The following is a 20,988-nucleotide window of genomic DNA, read 5'->3' on the forward strand; positions in this document are numbered from 1 at the left end:
GGGCTATCCCGAGGTGGCTTCCCGCAGCGCCATCCTTTCGAGCCAGTCCGCCGCTTCGTCCCAGGCGGCTCTCGGCATCGTGGAGCGGAACCAGCCGAAGTGGCCGATGCGCTCCATTCCAAGCTCTGCCGGGGTGCGGCGCACATGCTCGCGGTGGGCTCGGGGGTAGTAGTCGAGCAGGCCCCGGACCGCGGCCTCCGGCGCGTACTCGTCGTCCGTGAAGCTGTAGAGCCTCAGCGGCACTCGGAGTTGCTCGTTGTAGGGCCTCAGCGGTTCGCCGCTGTCGTCGGACACGTAGTGGGGGCTGCGGCACCAACGAGCCCACTGCTTTGCGATTCCCGCCGGCAGGTTCCCCATGCCGAAGAGTTTTCCCGGGAAGTAGCCCAGCGTCGCCAGCGAGAGGGGCGTCACCACGTACCAGGTCAGCGCAAGCTGTAGCGCGTCGCGGCCCCGCCAGTTCCTCCACCAGCCGTGCGACGAGCCAATCAGCAGCACGGCACGGAAGCGAGACACCGTGTCCGCGAGCCCCAGCATCTGACCTCCCGCCGAGTGGCCCACCACCGCGAGCCGGTGCCGCGGAAAGCGCGTGGCGAGCCAGTCCGTGACGCCGGGTGCGTCCCGCTCGCCCCAGTCCTGGAAGCGCGCTTCACGGAGCGCCTCCTCCTCCATCCGTGAGCCCCCCATACCCCGGTAGTCGTAGGTGAGGACTCCGAAGCCCCGGTCCGCGAGGTAGCGCGCGAAGGCGTCGTAGTACCGGCGCGGCACCGCCGTTCCCGGGTTGATTTGAAGGGCGACTCCGTTGCTCCAGTTTCCCTGGTACATCGTCGCCGCCAGCGGCTGGCCGTCTCTCGCGAGGACCTGGACCTCCTCGACTCGCACCGGGGCGGGGGAGGGGGCTTCGCTTCCGAGCATCATGACGACCTCCCGGCGGGTGACTCGGGGCGCAGGCTCTTCCAGGCGGCGTCGGCCAGGACCTTCTCAATGCCGGCCTTCAGCTCGCCCCGACCGCTGGCCCAGTAGCGGAGCAGCTCCTGCGCGGGCCCGATCAGCAGGGGCAGATACGCCGTCGTCGGGAGGCGGAGGAGGTGTCCCTCCTTCGCGTATTCCTTCAGCCTCGCGTAGCCGTCGCGCACGAAGCCTCCCGTGGCTTCCTGGACCTCCGGCTCCGCCGCGGAGACAGCTTCGTCCCGGCGCATCTGGATGAGATAGCGCGCGGCCTCCGGGTTCGCTCGCGACCAGGCGATGTGGTGGGTGACGACTGCTCGCACGAAGCCCTCCGCGTCGTGCTCACGCTCCAGGCGCGCGCGCAGCGCCTCCTGATGCTGGCGCAGGCAGTCGATGTACAGCGCCACCGCGATGCCCTCCTTCGCTCCGAAGTGGTGGTAGACACTGCCCACGCTGGCCCCGCTCACCTTGCGGATGTCCTCGATGGTCGTCGCCGCCCACCCCAGCCGGGTGAAGCACTCGAGCGCCGCATCCAGGATGGCGCGGCGGCTTCGCTCCCCCACCGCGCTTCGACGTTCCTTCTCCATGACTAGAATATGGTTCTAGAATCCCGTTCTAGTCAAATGCCGGCCGCCGCTCGCCTGCTGCCCTTGCAGGGCTGCCGGCGAGCCGGTCGCGGAGGCGTGGTAGGGTTTTGCCTCCACGGGGGAAATCCTTCACATGGACCTGGAAGCCGAGCTCCGCATCGCGCTGGCGGAGGGGTTCGTCTCGCGCGAAGAGGCGGACGCGTTGCTGGAGGAGGCTCGCCGGCGGGGGCGGGGGCTGCTGGAGTTGCTCGTGGAGCGGGGCCGCGTGTCCGAGGCGGTGGTCGCTCCGTTGCTGGGCGGGGTGCCTCCTGCTCCGGCACAGGATGCCGCCGCGACGATGTCGCTCGCGGGAAGCCCCCCTCTCGCGGAGCGCCCCGACGCCGGGCCCGCCTTCCCGGTGCCCGGGTGGGAGCGCTACCAGCCCGTGCGCTTCCTGGGCCAGGGCGGCATGGGCAAGGTCTTCCTCGCGTATGACCCACGCCTGCGCCGCCAGGTCGCCCTGAAGTTCGTCATCGGCTCCGCACCCGAGCTGGTGCGCCGCCTGCTGGGCGAGGCCTCCGCGCAGGCGCGCGTGGAGCATGAGCGCGTGTGCAAGGTGTACGAGGTGGGCGAGGTCCAGGGCCACCCCTACATCGCCATGCAGTACGTGGACGGCCAGCCGCTCCATCTGCTCGCGCCCGAGCTCACCGTGGAGCAGAAGGCACTGGTGATGCGCGACGTCACCGAGGGCGTTCATGCCGCCCACCGGGCCGGGCTCATCCACCGGGACATCAAGCCCTCCAACATCCTGGTGGAGCGCGCCGAGGACGGCCGGCTCCGGCCCTACGTCATGGACTTCGGCCTGGCGCGGGACTGGAAGGAGGGCGTCACCGCCACCGGCTCCGTGCTGGGCACGCCGCACTACATGGCCCCCGAGCAGGCCCGGGGCGAGGTGTCCCGGTTGGACAGGCGCGCGGACGTCTACAGCCTGGGCGCCACGCTGTACCACCTGCTGACGAACCAGGCCCCCATCTCTGGAGCCAATGCCCTGGAGGTGCTCGCCAACGTGGCCACCGTGGAGCCCCGGCCGCCGCGCGCGCTGGACGCGGACATTCCCGTGGACCTGGAGGCCATCGTCCTCAAGTGCCTGGAGAAGGAGCGCGGCGCCCGCTACGGCTCGGCGCGGGAGCTGGCCGAGGAGCTGGAGCGCTTCGTTTCGGGAGCGCCCGTGCGCGCGCGCTCCGCCGGGCCGGGTTACCGCTTGCGCAAGCGGCTGCGCAAGCACCGGGTGCTCGCCAGCGTCGTCACCGTGGCGCTGGTGCTGACCGGCGCCGCGCTGGGACAGGCCGCGTACACCCGCCAGGAGGCCGCCCGGCGCGAGCGCCTGGCCCGACGCTTCACCGAGCAGGTGGAGCGAGTCGAGGCGCTGGCCCGCTACTCCGGCCTGTCCCGGCTGCATGACACGCGCGAGGACCGCGAGGAGCTGCGCGCGCGCCTGGAGGCGCTTGCGGGGGAGGTGCGCGAGGCGGGTGCCCTGGGCGCCGGGCCGGGGCAGTACGCGCTGGGGCGCGGCTTCCTGGCCCTGGGCGACGAGGCCACGGCGCGCGGACACCTGGAGGCCGCGTGGCGCGAGGGCTACCGCGAGCCTCGCGTCGCCTGGGCGCTGGCGCTGGTGGTGGGCCACCTGTACCAGGAGGCGCTGCTGGACGTGGAGCGCCTGTCGGACGCCACCCAGCGCACGGCGCGCCGCGAGGCCCTGGCGCGCGACTACCGCGAGCCGGCCCTGACCTGGCTGCGCGCGAGCGAGGGCGCGGAGGTGCCCTCCCCGGACTATGTCGCGGCGCTGCTCGCCTTCTATGAAGACCGGCTGGACGAGGCGCTGGCACGGCTGGAGACCGCGGGGCAGCGGCGGGCGTGGTTCCACGAGGCGCACCTGCTGCGCGGCGACATCCTCCAGACGCGGGCCGCGCGGCGCTGGAACACGGGGGACCGGGACGGGGCGCTGGCGGACCTGGAGGCCGGCCGCCGGGCCTGCGCGGACGCCGCCGCCACTGCCGAGAGCGTGCCCGAGGTCCACTTCGCGCTGGCGAGGCTGGAGTACACGGCGCTGGTGATGGAGCTGTATGGCCGGGGGGACGTCCTTCCGCCCTACACGCGGGGCCTGGAGGCGGTGGCGCGGGCGCTCGCGGTCGATGCCGGCTCCGCGTGGGCGAAGGTGCTGGAGGCGCGCTTCCACAACCGGCTGGCGGAGCACGGGATGATGCGGGGCGAGGATGTCGAGGCGCTCCTCCAGAAGGCGATGGCCGCCGCGAGGGAGGCGCTGGCCCTGCGTTCCGAGCCCGTCAAGGCGCGCAAGGAGCTGGGGCAGAGCCTGCGGCGCCAGGCCCGCGCCCTGGAGGCCCGGGGGCTGGACCCCAGCGAGCCGCTGCGGCTGGCGATTGAAGCGCTGGAGGGAGTCCCCGAGAAGGCGCGGGACTACGAGCTGCACGCCACGCTCGGCCTGGTCTTCAGCATCCAGGCCGACCGCGCCGAGGCCACGGGAGGAGACCCGCTGCCCGCTCGCGGGCGGGCCATCAACGCCTACCGCGAGGCCATCCGCCTGAACGAGCAGCTGCCGGACGCCTGGCTCAACCTGGGGACGAACCATCTGTCGCGGGCCACACTCCCGAGCGCGCCGGACGCCGAGGGGGACCTGGAAGGGGCCCGCGTCGCGCTGGAGAAGGCGCGGGCGCTCAACCCGGGGAACTTCGTGACGTACTTCCTGGGAGGCCAACTCCACCAGGAGCTGGCCGGGCGTCGCATGCGCCAGGGGGGAGACGCCCGGCCGGACCTGGAGACGGCCCTGGACCTGTACCAGCGTGGCATCGCCATCAACGCGCGCATTCCCCAGTTCCACCATGGGGGGAGCGCGGTGTTGCTGGACCTGGCGCGCGAGGCCTGGGACCGGGGAGGGGACCCGTTCTCCCTGCTGGAGCGGGCCCGGGCCATGTGCGTGCAGGCCATCGCCGTGGCCCCCAGGCAGGGCTATGGACAGAACAACCTGGGCGAGGTGCATGCCGCGCGCGCGCTGTACCGCTGGAGGCTGGGCGAGGACCCGGAGTCCGACGTCCGCGCGGCCGAGGCGGCCTACCGCGAGGCGGTCGCGCTGTTGCCCGGCATGGCCCACCCCTGGGCCAACCTGGCGAAGGTGCACCACCTGCGCGCCGCCTTCGCACTGGAGCATGGGCGCGACACGGCTCCGGCGCTGGCGAAGGCCGACGCGGCCCTTCGTGAGGTCTTCGCCCGCAATCCCGAGGAGGCCCAGGCCTGGCTGTTCCAGGGCCGGGTCCACGAGGTGCGTGCCCGCTGGCTGGCCTCACGCGGACAGCAGGCGCGCGCGGGCGACGCCTTCGAGGAGGCGGCACGGGCCTTCGAGAAGGCGCTCCAGCTCAAGCCCGGGCGCCAGGACTACCAGGTCGCCTTCGGTCAGTTCTGCCGTGAACGCGCCCTCTGGGCGGAGGCCTCGGCGGAGGCTCCAGGGCCATGGCTGGAGCGGGGGCTGGGCGTGGCGGACACGCTGCTCGCCGCGCGCCCGGAGTGGGCGGAGGCGCTGCTGCTGCGTGCGAGCCTGCTGAGGGTGAAGGACCTAGGGGCGCCCGCTTCCGGTGCGTTGGGGGTCGGCGGGCACCGCATGCGGAAGGACGCGGATGCGGCGCTCGCGCGAAACCCCCACCTGATGCACGTGTGGGCGCGGCAGGAGGCCTCGGGGGGCCTGGCAGCGCCTTGAGGTGGGTCTACCTGACCGCTGGGGGATCTCCCCCTACTGTCGTGGCCACCTCCAGCTTGCCGGTGAGGACCTCCTCGATGGCGTCGCCCTCCTTGGGGACACGGGGGAGACTGCAGGCGCTGAACATCGAATAGTCGGTTGTCTTGCTACCGGCCTGAGAGGCGATGGGCAGATCGCAATAGTCATCCTTCGCTCGGAGGATGATGGCATAGGTTTTTGTCTTTTCACTGAACGTTACCCAGCTGTCGTGAGACGCGTGTTCGGGGCCGCAATGAGGCTTCTGGGCAGAGGAGAAGAACGCTCCATCGGTCTTGACAATGTAGACAACGGGACCGTGGGTGCATTTCGAGGCGAAACGCACCGTCCCGCCAGGGGCGACGCAACCGGTTTCACCTTTGGGCTTCAACGGGGTGTCATCCAGTTCGAGGATAGACTGGACGCTGATAGTGGAACCCTGGCTGCTCTTGCACCGCAGGGTCGAATTGACCAGGTCATTCCTGGTGGTTCCGACCGTGCCCGGGTGCTTCGCTGGGGGCGCGGAGTGCTGTGTGGAGGCACACCCCACCAGCCCCAGCAGCAGCACCGCCATCGCCCAAGGAGTACTCCGCGCCCTCGAACCGTCCGACATCCTCGACTCGTTTCTGCTCATGTCTGTCCAATCCTCCCGTGGCGATGCACTCGCAATGAACGTACCAGCGCATGGCACGGGGGCCGCCGGCGTGGGGCGGGGGCGGGACACCCCTTCCACGCGTGGAGCCGTGGGCTTCCACGCGTGGCGCCGTGCGTCGGTGCCACGCTGCGAGCGCTTCAGCCCAGCCCCAGCTCCTTGAGGCGGCGGCCCAGCGCGCGCCGGGAGACCTCGAGCTGGCGCACCATGGCGTCCAAATCACCCTGGCAGGCGTGGAAGCAGCGGGTGAGCTCCTCCACGCTCAAATCCCCAGCGGTGCGCAGGGAGGGAATGCGCTCGATGAGGTCGTAGACGGAGGTGCGGTGGATGCCGAGCCGGTCCGCGGCGGCCTGGAAGTCCCAGCCTCCCTCTCGTAGCGCGGTGAGCAGCGCCTCCGGGGAGATGTCCGAGGGCTTGCGGCGGGGCACGGCGGGCGCGGGGCCGGGCACGGCGGTGGTGGCGGGGCGGCCAGGCGACGGGGCCCCGTCCGCCGAGAGCTCCTGTTCGAGCTGGGCGTCGAGCCTCAGGCGCGGCTGGCCGCGGTTGCCGATGACGAGCTGCCGCGCCACGTTGCGGAGCTGCCGGATGTTGCCCGGCCAGCCGTGACGCACCAGTCGCACCGCCAGCGGCGCCGGGAGCCAAGGCTCGGTGAAGGGGTCCTCGGGGCTCAGCCGGTGCGCCTCGCCCAGCGCCTCCAGCTCCTCGCGGGCGAAGTGGTGGAAGAGCGGGCCCACGTCCTCGGGCCGCTCGCGCAGGGCGGGGACTCGGATGGAGTAGCCGGCCAGCCGGTGCAGCAGCGGCGCCTTGAAGCGGCCGTCGCGAATCCGCTCTTCCAGGTGAGCGTCCGTGGCGGCCACCAGCCGCACGTCCACGGCGATGGGCGTGCGCGAGCCGACCGGGTACAGCTCCCCCGTCTCCAGCACGCGCAGCAGCATGACCTGGACCTCGGGGGGCGCCTCGCCCACCTCGTCGAGGAAGAGCGTCCCGCCGTGGGCCGCCTGGAAGAAGCCGTCCTGGTCCTTCACCGCGCCGGTGAAGGCCCCCTTGCGCGCGCCGAACAGCTCGGAGGCGGCCAGCTCCCGGGGGATGGCGCCCAGGTTGACGCTGACGAAGGGCCGCACCCTCCGGGGGCTGCGCTGGTGGATGGCGCGGGCGATGAGCTCCTTGCCGGAGCCCGTCTCGCCCCGGATGAGCACGGGCACCCCCAGGTCCGCCACCTGCTCGACGTGGCGGCGGACCCGCTGGATGCCCGCGCTGGCGCCCACCATGCCCAGCGGGTCCCCGGCCCGTAGCGGCGCGGGGTCCGCCAGGTGGAGCAGCAGCACCACGCGGCCGGCCAGCACCAGAGGCACTCCGGCGGCCACCTCCTGGGAGGACAGCTCCCAGGGGCCCTGGAGTGGCTCGCCACCGAGGGAGACCCGGGTGTCCGCGGCGGGCGTCAGGCGGAGGCTGCCATCCGGGCCGGGCGCGAGGACCAGCGGCTTGCGACTGATGAACGGGTCGGCCAGGTGCGTGCCCAGGGCGCCCCCGGGAGGGACGAAGGCCGGGGCATTGCGCGAGAGCGCCACGTCGCGGCCCGCGGCGAGCCCCTCCAGCAGCAGGCGGTCTCCCACGCGGTGGGGCAGGGGATGCGAGACGACGGTCAGCGCCGGGAGCAGGGGCGCGTCGTGAGGATGAGGCTCCTCGCCCGACTCGCGAACGTTGGCCGTGGAGAAGTCCTCAAGGGGGGGCTCGCGCATGAGGCTCCAGCGGGGACCGCGTGAATGGCGGCGACTCTACTTCGACCGACGTTGCGGCCGCCCACCACGTCGCCGGGTGTGAGCCGACCCGGCCAGGAAGTGTCTTTTCGATTGGGCACGGTGGATGCAATCGCAGACGTCCAGCCCGGTGGCGCCGCCGGGGCTGGACGTCAAACCCCGAAAACCTACTCAGGTGAAAGCAATGAAGACGATGTCTGATTTCAGCTCGCGAGCTTCCAGGCAGCACGAAGGGTGGGGCGCGCTCCGCCGGGCCACGAAGGTCTCCGCCGTGCTGGCCGGAGTCCTGGGCCTGGTGGGGTGCTCACCCGAGCAGGCAGTCGAGGCCGAGCCGGAGACGGCGCGCGGCGCCAGCCTGGGACTCACGCAGAGCGGCTCGGGGCTGCTCCATCGCTACAGCTTCGACACCGACGGGCGCGACTCGGTGAGCGGGGCGAACGGAGCGCTGCTGGGAGGGGCCTCCGTCGTCGTCAATGGCGAGGTGACGCTCAACGGTGGGGGTGGCTATGTGAGCCTGCCCATCGGCGGGACGATCGCCAGCCTCCAGGATGCGACCTTCGAGGCCTGGGTGAAGTGGGATTCCGCCGTGGGACAGACGTGGGCACGCATCTTCGACTTCAACGATGGCGTGTGGAACAAGACCCTGTTCCTCACCCCGATGAACGGCCGCTTCGACTCGGGGCCAGCGACCGGCACGCCGCGCTTCAGCATCACCACCACCGCCATGGGCGGAGAGCAACAGGCCACGAGCGCGAGCGGGTTTCCCGTGGGCGTGCTCGCGCACGTGGCGGTGACGCTGGACAGCGTGACGGGGCTCACCCGCCTGTACGTCAACGGCGGGCTGGTGGCGGAGAAGGCGTCCACGACGCTCACCCCGGCGAGCCTGGGCACCCCCGTGAACAGCTGGCTGGGCCGCTCCCTCCATCCGGCCGACCCCTTCTTCAAGGGTACGTTCTCCGAGTTCCGCGTCTACGGCGCGGCGCTGTCGCCGACCCGCATCACCGACAGCTACAACGCCGGTCCGGACGCCGCGATGGCCCCCAGTGAGGCCTACGTGGTCACCGACGGGCGACTCGATGTCGCGGGCGTGGCGGCGGACACCACGAGCGTGTACTGGGTCGAGAACCGGCCCTCGGGGCTGGTGATGAAGGCTTCGCTCTCCACCGGCAGCGCGCAGGTGCTCGCCTCCGGCCGCTCCCACCCGATTGCCGTGGCCACGGATGGCCTGTACGTCTACTGGGCCGAAGCCGGAGGGAGCATCTTCAAGCTGCCCGTCAACGGCGGGGCCATCACCCTGATGGCCTCGGGACTTCCGGCCCCCGAGAGCCTGGTCACGGATGGCGCCTTCCTCTACTTCCAGCTCCGCTGGCAGCAGGGCATCAACGGGTGGATCTACCGGATGCCCGTGCAGGGCGGCACGCCCACCTCGCTTCTCGCCGAGGAGCTGGTCGGGCCGATGACCGTCGATGGCGGCCACCTCTACTGGATGGCGCCGGGAGGCTACATCGTGAAGGCCCTCAAGACCGGTGGCCCGACGGCGTCACTCTGGAACGCGTCGCTCAGCACCACGGGCCTCGCCAGTGATGGGCAGCACCTCTACATCGCGGAGAACACGAGCCCCTACGACATCCTCCAGCTTCCCGTAGGGGGGGGCCAGTGGGCGCCGGCGGTCGTCGTCCGGTGGGGCAGCATCACCCGCCTGGCCGTGGGGCCCAGCCGCGTCGTCTGGGCCGACTCCAGCCTTGGGGCCATCATGGCCAAGGGCAAGTAGGCGATGACGCCGGGCCGGCGGGGGGCTCCTCGCCGGCCCGGTGACGCCGCGGTCCTCTCCTCAATGAGAGGCCGGGGGCGCGCTGTCCTCGCCGAGCAGCAGCCGGCGGACGATGGGCACGGGCGGGTAGCCGTAGGAGACCACCTCGTCGTGGAAGCGCCGCAGGGTGAAGTCCTTGCCCCACTTCGCCCTCGCCTCCTCGCGCAGCTCCATCAGCAGCTTCTTGCCCAGCGCGTAGACGAGGTACGTGGGGTCCGACGTGCCACGGCGGGCCTCGCGCTCCGCGTTGATGCGCGTCATGAACGCCTCCTCCTCGAAGAGGCGCACCGCCTGCTCGTACGTCATGCCCCGCGTGTGCAGCGACAGGCCCACCACGTAGCGCGCCAGCCGCTGGAGGTAGAGCGCGAGCTGGTTCAGCCGCAGCCGGTCCGCCTGCACCCCCGTGCCGCCGTAGCCCTCGTCCAGCATCATCTGCTCCGTGTACAGGCCCCAGCCCTCGCTGAAGGAGCCCGAGCCCATCAGCTTGCGCACCTTCGACTCCACGCGGTTCGTCCACAGGAACTGCACGTAGTGGCCCGGGTACGCTTCGTGGATGGAGACGAGGTGCAGCGCATAGCGGTTGTAGAAGCTCATGTGCTGCGTCGTCTGCTCGGCGCTCCACGCCGGGTCCGGCGGTGTCACGTAGTAGTACGCCTCCGTCGCCTTCTTCTCGAACGGGCCCGGCGTGCTCATGCTCGCGAAGGACAGCGCCCGGTTGAAGGACGGCGTCTCCGCCACTCGCGCGCGGACTTCGCTGGGCACGGTGATGATGCGCTTGTCGATGAGGAACTGGCGGATCTCCTCCAGCGTCGCCGTCGTCGTCGCCACCAGCTCCGCCGGGGCCGGGTGGTCCTTGCCCAGCTCCCGGTACACGTCCATCGGCGCCTTGCCCGGCCCGAGCCGCCCCGCCACCTCGCGGAACTGCTGCTGGGTGAATTGGATTTCCGACCGGCCCCACGCCAGCAGCGAGTCGATGCTCTCCGTCACGCCCTCCTCGTACTGGAGCTTCTTCCGGTACGTCTCCTCGCCGATGGCGAACTCACCCTGCGAGCGCGGCAGCAAATCTTCCTTCAGGAACTTCGTGTACCCGTCGATGGCCTCCAGGCAGCGGGCCTGCTCCTTCTTGAAGGCTGCTTGCAGCGCGGCGTCCTTCACCGGCGCGAAGGCCTGGGGCAGCGTCTGCGCGTAGAGCGCCCGCGTGCCCTTCACCTGCTCCAGCGCGATTTCCGTCCAGAGCTTCGGCGGGTTCTTCAGGCTCGCCTGCGCCGCCGCGAAGACCTCGGGCACCACCGCCATGCGCTTCACCGCCGAGCCCATCCGCTGCTCCAGCGGCGCGAAGTCGCGGTTGATGAGCTGGAACACCGCTCCCGAGGCGAAGCCCAGGTACGTGTTCGGGTTGCGCTCCCACGAGCGCACCTCCTCCAGCTCCAGGATGCGCGAGCGGAAGTGGTTCTCCAGGATGTCGTAGTCCGCCTTGTCCAGCGGCGGCAGCGCGGCGCGGTCCACCGCCGTCGGCAGCGCCGCGAGCCGGTCCTTCAGGTACGCCAGGTGCGTGGCGCGCTCCTCGGGACGGAAGTTGCGCAGCTCTCCGTCGTAGGTGTGCACACCCGCCGACGTGGCCGCCATCGGCGAGCGGCGGAAGTGCTCCTCGAAGTGCGCGTCCACGAAGGCGCGCAGCGCCACCTGGGCCGGGGACAGCGTGAGGGCCGCGGCCTGGGAGCCGAGGGCGGACTCCGCCTGGGCCGACGGGCGCGAGGGGGTGCAGCCTGGGGACAGCAGCAGCAGTGCGGCGAGGACGCTCGTGGGACGCAGCGCGGTCATGAAGCCTCGGAGGAAGGGACGCATGGGGCTCCGCGAGCCTCGCCCATGGGGCAGGGGCCGACAAGCGCGCTCAGGGGCTCGCTACCTCCCTGGTTCCGCGCTGGAGGCACGGGCTTCCGCGCTCGGAGCTCGCCTGCTCCTCTGTGCCCGGCAGGACCTGCGGGCCTACATGGTTCCCTCCGTACCTGCTAGGTTGCGCCCCTGGAGGCGGCCCTCGGTTGAGATGTGACTCGCAGTGCGCCAGTCCGGTGGCCCCGCCCTCAAGAGCGCACCGCGCGAGGCACGCCCCATGACGAGCGACATCCTCCATCCGGACACCCTGCTCCCCGGCGACACCGTGGGCCCCTTCAAGATTCTGGACGTGCTGGGGGCAGGCGGGCTTGGCCGCGTCTTCAAGGTCGAGCAGGACAGCAAGGTATACGCGCTGAAGATGGCCACGCGCCTGCCGGGCCAGCGGGCTCCTGGCGAGGAGGACGTGGACGGCCGGTGCCAACGGGAAGCCTCGGCCATGCTGGCACGCATGCCCGACCCCCACTTCCCCCGAGTCTTCCACGTGGGCAGGTGGCCGGACCCGGAGGCGGGCTTCCTCTTTGTCGTCATGGAGTACGTGGACGGCTGGCCCTTCCACGAGTGGCGCTACGAGAAGCACCCCAGCGCCGCCCAGCTCGTGGACGTGCTGCTGCCCCTGGTGCGCACGCTGGACGAGATGCACCGCCGGGGCATGCACCACCGCGACCTGCATGCCGGCAATGTCCTCATCCGCAAGGAGGACTCGTGGCCGTTCCTGCTGGACCTGGGCAGCGTGTCCATGCCCGGAGCCCGGACGCTCACGCAGGGCATGCCTCCCATCAACCTCACCATCATCCCCCCGGAGGCGCTGGAGCAGGCAATGCAGCACGGAGACGAAGCACGCTTCGAGGGTGGACCCGCGGTGGACCTCTACGCGCTCGGCGTGCTGCTCTACAGCGCCCTGACGGACGGCCATCCCATCAACATGGAGCTTCCGCCAGAGCGGCTGGCCGCTGCCATCCGGTTGCGCATGCCGCGTCCTCCACACCGGGTCAATCCCAAGGTGCCACCGAGCCTCGGCGCCATCGCCATGCGGCTGCTGGCGAAGCGGCCCGAGGACCGGTACGAGAGCGCGCACGCGCTGTATCAAGCGCTCTGGGAGGCGAACAAGCAACGGACCTCCCGCGCCTGGAAGGTGCCGCTGGACCTGCCCGAGAGTGGGCCCGCCCCCATGACGGAAGAGGAGTGGCAGGAGCGCAAGCTGGACGAGGATCGGGCACGCGGTGCCCCGGAGGACCGGGTTCAGCAAGAGGGGCAGGCGCCGCCAGCGCAGTACGTGGAGGTGGCTCCCCCGGTCGAGGAGCTGTTCGCGCCGATGCGAGCTGGCGCCGCGCGGAGCAGGCAGCAACGCCTCACCTGGATGCGCGTACGCCGCCCGCTGGTAGGGGCGCTGTCGTGCGCGCTGGTCGTCGGCCTCGGGGCGCTCGTGGGGTGGGGCGCCCTTCGCCGCGACACACCGCCTGTCGTAGCGGTTCGCCCCACCGCGCTGGCGGACGGGACAGCGGCACGTCAGGAAGTGGCGCCCCCGGAAAACCCGCCGGAAGCTGACCGGGCCGCAGCTCCGCCCGTGGCGGTCTCCACCCCCGCGGCCGCCGCAACCCCGGCGATGCCACAGAAGGACGATGCTTCCGTGAAGATGCCCAAGAAGGCTCCGCCCCTGAAGATGCAGCCCAAGAGTGCCGGGACGGTGGGCAAGGCTCTTGCCCTGACCCTCACCTGCACGGGACTGGCTTGCACGGGTGCCCAGGTCCGCCCCGCGCCTCCGTCCGAGGAGTGCCCGCCCGGAGCGGTGGAGGCCATGAAGCAGTGGGGCATCAACGTGGGCGATGTGCACTCCGCGGTCTTTACCGCGAGCCGTCGAATGAACCCCTCAATTCGCATCATCACGGTGAAAGAGGGGCCGACCTCGCTTTCCGTCTCTCGCGAAGACTGGGGGAGCATGCCCGACTACGACCTGACCGGGCGCCTCATCCTTGGCGAGCGCGTCCATGGGCGGCTCACGCAGGCGCAGACCCGAGACGGCAAGGAGACCTTCCCCATCTGCATGGAGCTGTTGGACTACGACGAGAGAGTCCGGGGAGTCGTCCGCGAGCCCGACGGAGGCCCCGACACAGCCAGGGTCTTTTTTGGCGTCTGGGTGAAGGCGGTCAGCAGGTTCGAGTGAGGCAGCCAGGGTGACATGGCGTGAACCCCGCGCAGGAGCGGCGCGAGGCGTGATAGAGGCGACGTGGCAGGTCTGTATCTTGCTCGCCACCCTGAGGGGTTCCTCCCGTGCTCGCCTTGCCACCCGCCGTCCTCCTGGCGCTCGTTCTCTCCGGGCCTGTTGCCGCGGTACCGGAGGCCGTCACCTGTCGTGAAGGCGTGCGGCACATCGAGTTGCCAGCGGTGCCCGCGGGTGAGCTGCTCATGGCCTGCATCAGCCCAGGCCGGCCCACGCTGTTCAGCTTCGACGCGGAGCTGCTGGCGGGGTCCTTGAGCCTGGAGGGGAGCGACGACTTCTCCCTGGTCGAAGTGGGCCCGAGCACCCTCAAGCTGATTCCCTCGGAGAAGCTGAACGCTGGTGCGCGGCGGCAGGTGAGGGTGGGCTTCAAGGACGGCGCTGCCCCGAGAAGCGCGGTGTTCGTGCTCGCCGTGCAGGCGGCCCAGGCAGACCCGCTGGTGAACGTCTACCGGCAGGCGCGCACGGTGGAGTCCTATCAGCAGGAGTTGGCGGAGCAGGAGGCGGAGGCCCGCCAGTGCCGCGAGGAGAATGCCCGGCTGCGCGGCGAGAAGCATGGGCCGGGCGGCCTCGTGGGCCTGCGCGCGGCGGGACTCATGGAGGCCAGCGGAGTCACTTCCCGCGACATCTTCAGTAGCGTCTCCCTGACCCCGACGGACGTGCTCAGGGTGGAGGAAATCGTGGTGTACCGCTCTGCCCAGCGCGTCGCCGTGGAAGTGCGGTTGAGGGTGCCTGAAGACGCGCCAGCCTGGGTGCCCGAGGGCGCGAGCTTGCTGCTCCAAGGCAAGAAGGGGGTTGAGCTGAAGGTGCTCAAGCTCTGGCCGCCAGAGCCCATCGCGCCGGGGCAGAAGGGCGGACGCGTGTTCGTCGAAGCGGAAGCCCCAGCGGACGCGGTGAGCGGCCCCTACACGCTCAAGCTCTGGGATGCGAGCGGGGCCAGGGTCGTGACCCTCCGCGGCGCGACGTTTCCTTGAGTGCGCATCGGGCCTCCTGCGACATACGTGCAACATGGTGTCCCCGCGCAGTGATTCGCAGGGCCACCGTTGGCGTTCAGGAGGTAACGGGCTGGACCGGCTTCAGCAGCCCGGCTCGGTCAAGCAGCTCCCACACTCGCTCGGCCAGCGCTGCATGCTCCGGGTTGGTTGCCGTGAAGCGCTCAGAGGTCAGAACGATAAGCGTCCCCCTGTCCGCGACTGGCTCAATGCGCACGGGAGCAGGAAGCGGCGGCACTGCCCCGCAATGATTTGCAAGATACATCACCCATCCGATGCGGGGAGCGCCCTTGACACTGCGTGCATCTATCAATTTGCCATGAGCGTGTGATGCAGCAACGCCCCAGTGCGGCTCCCACGCAACAGCAGACGCACGCAGCAGCCCAGCCAACACGGATGCGGTCAACACCCGGTCCGCAAGCGGCCCTCGACCCGGCAGAGTGAATACGCATGTGTTACGCACCGCGTCCGTGTAACCACCGCAATGGACGTCGAAGCCGGTTGCATCGTAATCGTCGTCCACGCCATTCCAGGCACTGAATCTGAACCCAAGGTCCTCGAAGACACGATCCTTGCCTCGGAGCATGAGCTTCGCCAACCCGGCGCGATTGGGCTCAATAGGACGCTTCAATGCATCCTTCCGCGACTTGCCCGGCTGGCACCAGCTAGCGAATGCCGGATCGACATCACGCAGGTTGGCAAGAAAAATCTCCATCCGTCGGGCGCACTCCTCCGGCGACTCTTTCCGTGGCCCCCAATAAGTCCCCGCGTAGTAGGTCTCGTTCATGGTCCGCCTTGCTCAATTGAGTGGAGGGGTAAAAGCAACCTCAATGCCCTCAATGTCGTTGGCCCTGAATAACTCCCTGATTGCCTCGGCCGTCTTCTGCTCGGCGATATGCCACCGGATGGAGGCCCCCGTGCCATGAGAAGCCCTGAGCTGTCGCCGAGCCTGCTCAACAAGGGCCTTCGCTCCTGACTTCTCGAACCATACCTTTGGCCGCAGGTCGTCGAGGAACTTGTTGGCATAGCCCGGCCCCTTCGCCTCCAGCAGTACGCCGTTTTCGAATCCATCGAACTTCACGCCTCCGCTGTTCCTGCCCACACCGCCGATCCAATATGCATCGTCCGCCGAGTGTCTCGTGATCTGTTCCTGGTAGTGACGCGCACGCGGGGACATCGATTCCTGTGCCAATCCCCACTGCCCCGGCCCGTCAGCAGGTGCCGGTCCCTGCGTCGCCATGTTGGCGCGGTGGAGGATGATTGCCGCTCCGGGGCCGCCGCTGAGCCCCGAGGCGGCCTGTCCCACCGGCACGGCGATGCGTTCAATGACCAGCGCTCCCTCGGCCGAGAGCGACAGTACCGGCACGGTGGCTTCGGCACCGGCCATCAGTCCCCGCAGCGTTCGCGTCGTGGCCGAAGCCGCACCCCAGGTCGCGATGAGGTTCGTCGTCAGCCTGGCGACGGTCTTCATCTGCTCACCTGCCGTCATGTACCGGAAGCGCTCCCAGTATTCGGGCGAGGAGGCAATGAGGGCCGCCACTCCCGCCGGGAGGTTGCGCAGCGCCGTGATGCTGTCCACCGGATGCGTCAAGAGTTGGCCCAGAGCGTGGTACAGCTCGACGAACACCTCCTCCGCTCCGTCCAGCGTGCGGCTGATGACATCCGCGTCGTCGTACACCTCCACGAACACCGCGCTGTCCACCGGCTCCAGCCGCTCGTTCGCGAGCCGGAAGACGGAGCCGTTGCTCACGTAGAAGCGCCCCAGCTCGAAGAGGCCCGCACGAAACACGCCGTCCCTCCACTCCACCGGGGCCACCCGCTGCTGCGTGCGTCCGTTGCGCGCCCACGCCAGGTAGCCGTCGGGCCGCAGCACCGCGACACGCGCGAAGCGCTCCACCCGGCGCAGCAGCGCCTCGCGCGACACCTCGCCGTCCTCCAGCACCTCGCGCATCAGGTGGGCCGCAGCCATGCGCGCGGGGAAGTTGCCCAGCGTCACGGGCTTCTGGAGCAGCAGCGCCAGCACCCGGGCCGCTTCCTCCGGCGTGAGCGGGTTGACGCGAGGGGGCAGGTCCTCGGTGGGGTCCAGACCCGCGTACACCAGCAGCTTCTCGAAGGAGTCCACCTCCAGCAGGCCGGCTTCCGCCGCGAGCACGCCCATGTCGCCCACGTCCACCGCCGTGCCCGCTGGCATTCGCACCGAACGGCGACGGCGCAGCCGCTCGTCTTCACCTGCCAGCGGTTGCAACCCACCCGAGCCGCGCTGCAACGTGGTGGCGCGGGGCACATGCGACGCCGGCTCCAATGGGCCGCCCGAGCCGCGCAGCGGCGCCAGCGTGGCGCACCCGGCGCAAAGCCACGCGGCGGCCGCCATGGCCAGCCACCTCCCCAGCAGCTCAGCGCGCATGGTCCACCCCCAAGCCCACGGATGCGAAGGCCCCCGGCCGCAGTGCCCCGTCCACCGTGGGGAACAGCAACGTGCCGCCCTGTCCGGTGGCGTAGAGCCTCCCCCCAGTGAAGCGCCAGCGCGCCTCAGCTGAAACCAGGTAGCGCGCACCGGGCTGGCCCAGGCCCACCACGAGCCCCTTCACGCCCAGCTCGACGTTGCGGTGGGCGAGCTGCACCGCGAGCCGTCCGTCCACATCCACGCGCCCCCAGCCAAATGCCTCCGCGCCCAGCGAGAGCCGCAGGTGACGTTGCGGTACGTCGCCCAGCCACACCTCATCCCAGCCCACCACCGCCTCCCCGTAGACAGAGAAGCCACCTGGGAAGGGCGACTCAGCGAGCGGCACACCCTCGGAGCCCGCGGCCTGGAAGCGCGCCAGCTCGTAGTCCGGGCCGAAGTACCCCTGCCGGAAGCCGCCGTGCTGCCTGCGCACCTCCAGCCGCGCCAGCACGTCCAGCGTGGGGGTGACCGCATCCGCGCCAAGACCCGCCACTGCGCCCCATGCTCCGCCCGCGCCCGGCCGTCCACCCCAGCCCGCCAGCACGTGCAGTTCGAAGCCGCGCCGCACCAGCACCACCGCCGTCGCGTCCAGGTGCGCCAGCGTCATCGACGGCGCTCGTCCTCCAGCCCGGCCCCAGTCATGCACGGCGGAGAGCGCCAACGTGTAGCGCCCCTTCTGGCGAGGCGGGCCGAAGAGGACGTGCTGCACGTCCAGCTCGACTTCCGCGCCCACGAGGCGAGCCCCCAGCACATCCGACGCGAACGCCTCCACGTAGAGCGGCGCCAGCTTCGCGGTGAGGAGCGCGCCCGCCGGGTGGTAGTCGGGATTGCTCCGGTTGGAGTAGCGTCGCACGAGGTGGCCGGAGAGCAGGTGGAAGCCCTCCAGAGGCCCCATCCACAGTGCCACGGAGGACGCGTCACTGCCCAGCTTGAGGGCGCGCACGAGCTGGCCCCAGTCCGAGAGGCTGTCCCAGTCCTCGCGCCGCATGAGCCCCGCGCCCCCGCCGCCGCCCCACAGCCGCAGCCGCACGGGTGCGCCCACGCTGACGCCGAAGCCCGGGCCTCCATCGAGAATGACGGTCGGCTCTACCTGCGCGAAGCCCTCCCCCTCACCCGCCCCCTCCCGGGGAAGCAGCGCTAGCGTCGCCGTCTCCAGGCGCGTCAGGACGTGCCACGGCCGGGGCTGAGAAGCCAGAGCAGGTGCCGCGCCATCCTCCGTGGAAGGCTCGGCGGCTCCTCCCAGCCCCGGCCAGAGCCACAGCAACAGAACCCCCACCCACCGGCGTCTCCCCATCGCTCGCGCCTCCTGGATGTGCTCCCAAGCGGGAAGTGGAACCAGGTAATACCTGCCCAGTCCGACAGATACGCCGGAACGGCAGCATGTGCGCAGCGGCCTGTGGAAAACAAAGAAGCCCCCGAGTCGTACGACTCGGAGGCTTGCTTCGGAGTGTCTGGCTCGGGATGCCGACGGGCCGGGGGGACGCCCGTGGTCATCCGTGTCCTTTCGGCAGGCGTGCGTGAGCCGCACTGGCGCCCGCCAGTACCGTGTTCGGCCCATTTGATTGGACCCGGAGAGACACGGTGGCGCGACGAGCTGTAGCGGCTGAAGAGGTCGAGGAGTTGCGAGGGCGCATTGAGCAGTGGCGGCTGACTCGCCCCCGGCAGGGGCAGATGCCGGAGGAACTGTGGGAGGCGGCGGTCTGGGCAGCGCGGCGCTACGGCGTGTCCCATGTCGCGCGCGCGTTGGGCGTGGGCCATGCCGCGCTGAAGGCCCGGACGCTGGCCGCGCCCCCTCGGGGCAGCAAGGCCCGCGCGGTGGAGAAGTGCGACGGGTTCGTCGAGGTGAGCGGGGCGCAGCTGCTGGCGCCCGTCCCCGCCTCCAAGTCGGGAGGGCGGAGTGGCCTGGTGCTGCCCGGCGTCGTCAACGCTCCTGTCGACCACCACCCCTCACCGCGGGTGCTCGGCATCCCCGGAATGCCTGCTCGGCATCCCCGGAATCGGTGCTCGACATGCCCGGAATGCCTGCTCGGCATCCCCGGAATCGCCGCTCACCTTGGCCCGGAAAACGCAAGTGCGGCGAGGACGCTCGTGGGACGCAGCGCGGTCATGAAGCCTCGGGGGAAGGGACGCATGGAGCCCCGCGAGCCTCGCCCATGGGGCAGGGGCCGACAAGCGCGCTCAGGGGGCTCGCCACCTCCCTGGGGCCGCGCTGGAGGCGTTGGCTTCCGCGCTCGGGGCTCGCCTGTTCCCCCGTGCCCGGCAGGACCCACGGGCCTCCATGGCTCCCTCCGTACCTGCTAGGTTGCGCCCCGGAGACGGCCCTCGGTTGAGATGTGACTCGCAGTGCTCCAATCCGGTGGCCCCGCCCTCAAGAGCGCACCGCGCGAGGCACGCCCCATGACGAGCGACATCCTCCATCCGGACACCCTGCTCCCCGGCGACACCGTGGGCCCCTTCAAGATTCTGGATGTGCTGGGGGCTGGCGGGCCTGGCCGCGTCTTCAAGGTCGAGCAGGACATCAAGGTGTACGCGTTGAACTGGAGCGCTATCGTCTTGGGGTGACCTTCCTCTAGACAGGGGGCTCTCCTTGATCCGGAAAGCGTCCCATGGCAACCCGTCTGACCGTTGCGGTCCTGCTCCTCGCCCTGCTCAATGCGTGCGCCTCCCCGCGTGTCGTCCGCCTCGACACGGGGCAGGGCTCGCCCCTGGAGTACAGGCCGTCCTCCTCGAACAAGTCCGTGAAGGTGGACGAGGAGGCATTCGAGGAGGCGCTGGCGCGGCTGGTGCTGGAGGCGCCCCTGACGCTCCGTGCGCCTCAACAAGGTTTGCTGGTGCGCGCTTCCCACCCGGGGAACAGTGCTGACACCCGATGGCAGCGCCTGATGCGCAAGAGCTTCGGCGGCCTCTGCCGGGAGTTGAAGAGGGCCACCGACCGAGCCACGACGTGGATTGAGTTGGAGCAGGCCAGCCAGCGCTTCGCCAACCGGGTGGGGCCGGAGGTGGCGCGCGTCCTCGTCCTCGCGGTCACCGTGGTGGTGAGTCATGGCATGACTGGGGGCGCCGCGTGGCTGGCCTCACGCGTGCCGATGCTGCCCAGCTTCACGGAGGCCGCGATGGCCGGGGCCTCACGGGTAGGCCTCCGCCTGGAGAACGTGGGGCAGGTGAGTGCGGGTAGCCGTTGAAGGAAGCACCGTCGTCATCTCCCTGCCCGCCACGGCGGTCGCCATGACGGCCCAGGGCTTGAGAGGAGCCGCAGCGGGAGTCAGTCCTGCCGGCTTCAGGTCCTGGGGCTCGTTCGGCGGCCTCAAGAGTGCCTTGGGCTCAGCGGGCCAGGGGAAGCAGTGGCATCACATCGTCGAGCAGACGCCAGGCAACGTGGAGCGGTTCAGGCCCCATGCGCTTCACAACACAGAGAACGTCATCCCCCTGGAAGACGGAAGATCCTGAGGATCACCGGCTCGCGAGATCTCACCGTGAGGCAATGGCTGCGCACACAGTCTTACGAGGCCCAGCGCGCATTCGGGTTACAGGCCATTGAGAACATCCAGATCGGAGTCTGGTGATGAAGCTCGAAGAACTGGTTGAGCAATTCGCCCAGCACGTGCAGGCAGAGACAGAGGCTGGCTGGCAGGGAGACGCTCAAGCCGCGAACAGGCATGTCGATCAGTACCTCTCAGTCTTCGATGAACTTCGCGCCCTTGGAGATGCAGGACGCGATGCGCTAGCCGCTCTTTTCAAACATCCACGCATGGATGTCCGCGTTGCAGCGGCGGCGTTCCTGCTCCGCCATCGTACGGAAGAGGCCAGGTCAGTTCTGGAAGAGGCCGCGAAAGGCAAGGGATTGGTCCCCTTCGAGGCACAGCAGGCATTGAAGCGGTGGGAGGAAGGTACCTGGGCCTTGGACCCGGCATGACCCTGTGGGAGAGCCGGGTTC

Annotated in this window: 14 protein-coding genes and 1 pseudogene; 7 read left to right on the plus strand and 8 right to left on the minus strand. The window is 70.2% G+C overall.

The features are described 5' to 3' along the window. Positions 1 to 3: 3 nt before the first annotated feature. Positions 4 to 915 (minus strand): alpha/beta hydrolase family protein, encoded by a 912-nt coding sequence (locus G4D85_RS46735; RefSeq protein ID WP_164021303.1) that lies wholly within the window; start codon positions 913 to 915, stop codon positions 4 to 6. After that, complete coding sequence (locus G4D85_RS46740) at positions 912 to 1,532, minus strand: TetR/AcrR family transcriptional regulator (RefSeq protein ID WP_164021305.1); 621 nt, start codon at positions 1,530 to 1,532, stop codon at positions 912 to 914. Before G4D85_RS46740 ends, G4D85_RS46735 begins: the two co-directional genes overlap by 4 nt. 133 nt (positions 1,533 to 1,665) lie before the next feature. Here G4D85_RS46740 and G4D85_RS46745 point away from each other — a divergent pair, with 133 nt between their 5' ends. Continuing rightward, positions 1,666 to 5,277 (plus strand): serine/threonine-protein kinase, encoded by a 3,612-nt coding sequence (locus tag G4D85_RS46745; RefSeq protein WP_164021307.1) that lies wholly within the window; start codon positions 1,666 to 1,668, stop codon positions 5,275 to 5,277. Positions 5,278 to 5,284: 7 nt separating this feature from the next. Here the strand turns inward: G4D85_RS46745 and G4D85_RS46750 are convergent, their stop codons facing one another. Continuing rightward, positions 5,285 to 5,866 carry a hypothetical protein gene (locus tag G4D85_RS46750; RefSeq protein ID WP_164021309.1) on the minus strand — a complete coding sequence of 194 codons (582 nt, stop codon included), beginning with the start codon at positions 5,864 to 5,866 and terminating at the stop codon, positions 5,285 to 5,287. A 218-nt stretch (positions 5,867 to 6,084) separates the two neighbouring features. Then, positions 6,085 to 7,683, minus strand: a complete 1,599-nt coding sequence (locus G4D85_RS46755; RefSeq protein ID WP_164021310.1) for a sigma 54-interacting transcriptional regulator — start codon at positions 7,681 to 7,683, stop codon at positions 6,085 to 6,087. A 202-nt stretch (positions 7,684 to 7,885) separates the two neighbouring features. Here G4D85_RS46755 and G4D85_RS46760 point away from each other — a divergent pair, with 202 nt between their 5' ends. Next, a complete protein-coding gene (locus G4D85_RS46760) occupies positions 7,886 to 9,472 on the plus strand; it encodes a LamG domain-containing protein (protein ID WP_240359927.1) in 1,587 nt (528 codons plus the stop codon). Between the two features lie 60 nt (positions 9,473 to 9,532). Here G4D85_RS46760 and G4D85_RS46765 read toward each other — a convergent pair whose 3' ends face one another. Beyond that, a complete protein-coding gene (locus tag G4D85_RS46765; RefSeq protein ID WP_240359928.1) occupies positions 9,533 to 11,356 on the minus strand; it encodes a DUF885 domain-containing protein in 1,824 nt (607 codons plus the stop codon). Positions 11,357 to 11,621: 265 nt separating this feature from the next. Here G4D85_RS46765 and G4D85_RS46770 point away from each other — a divergent pair, with 265 nt between their 5' ends. Together G4D85_RS46770 and G4D85_RS46775 are read left to right on the plus strand one after the other, a co-directional pair. Then, positions 11,622 to 13,565 (plus strand): serine/threonine protein kinase, encoded by a 1,944-nt coding sequence (locus G4D85_RS46770; RefSeq protein ID WP_164021314.1) that lies wholly within the window; start codon positions 11,622 to 11,624, stop codon positions 13,563 to 13,565. A gap of 107 nt (positions 13,566 to 13,672) precedes the next feature. Beyond that, positions 13,673 to 14,593, plus strand: coding sequence for a DUF2381 family protein (locus tag G4D85_RS46775; RefSeq protein WP_164021316.1), 921 nt, complete (start codon positions 13,673 to 13,675; stop codon positions 14,591 to 14,593). Between the two features lie 76 nt (positions 14,594 to 14,669). Here the strand turns inward: G4D85_RS46775 and G4D85_RS46780 are convergent, their stop codons facing one another. Genes G4D85_RS46780 through G4D85_RS46790 form a run of 3 tightly spaced genes read right to left on the minus strand, consistent with a single transcriptional unit; the run spans position 14,670 to position 18,348 of the window. Next, a complete protein-coding gene (locus G4D85_RS46780) occupies positions 14,670 to 15,398 on the minus strand; it encodes an immunity 52 family protein (protein WP_164021318.1) in 729 nt (242 codons plus the stop codon). 12 nt (positions 15,399 to 15,410) lie between these two features. Then, a complete protein-coding gene (locus G4D85_RS46785) occupies positions 15,411 to 17,015 on the minus strand; it encodes a Tox-REase-5 domain-containing protein (protein WP_275900414.1) in 1,605 nt (534 codons plus the stop codon). After that, positions 17,005 to 18,348 (minus strand): hypothetical protein, encoded by a 1,344-nt coding sequence (locus G4D85_RS46790; RefSeq protein ID WP_164021320.1) that lies wholly within the window; start codon positions 18,346 to 18,348, stop codon positions 17,005 to 17,007. Before G4D85_RS46790 ends, G4D85_RS46785 begins: the two co-directional genes overlap by 11 nt. Positions 18,349 to 19,451: 1,103 nt before the next feature. On the opposite strand from G4D85_RS46790, the gene G4D85_RS46795 reads away from it, so the two are divergent. From G4D85_RS46795 to G4D85_RS46805, 3 genes and pseudogenes are all read left to right on the plus strand, one after another. Then, a complete protein-coding gene (locus tag G4D85_RS46795; RefSeq protein WP_164021322.1) occupies positions 19,452 to 19,616 on the plus strand; it encodes a hypothetical protein in 165 nt (54 codons plus the stop codon). A 44-nt stretch (positions 19,617 to 19,660) separates the two neighbouring features. Further along, positions 19,661 to 20,617, plus strand: a pseudogene (locus G4D85_RS51035) (hypothetical protein). Then, a complete protein-coding gene (locus G4D85_RS46805; protein WP_164021324.1) occupies positions 20,617 to 20,967 on the plus strand; it encodes a DUF2019 domain-containing protein in 351 nt (116 codons plus the stop codon). The pseudogene G4D85_RS51035 and the gene G4D85_RS46805 overlap by 1 nt, the downstream one beginning before the upstream one ends. The last annotated feature ends 21 nt before the right edge of the window (positions 20,968 to 20,988 follow it).

The organism is Pyxidicoccus trucidator (genome assembly GCF_010894435.1).
In the GTDB taxonomy this organism is placed as follows: Bacteria; Myxococcota; Myxococcia; order Myxococcales; family Myxococcaceae; genus Myxococcus; species Myxococcus trucidator.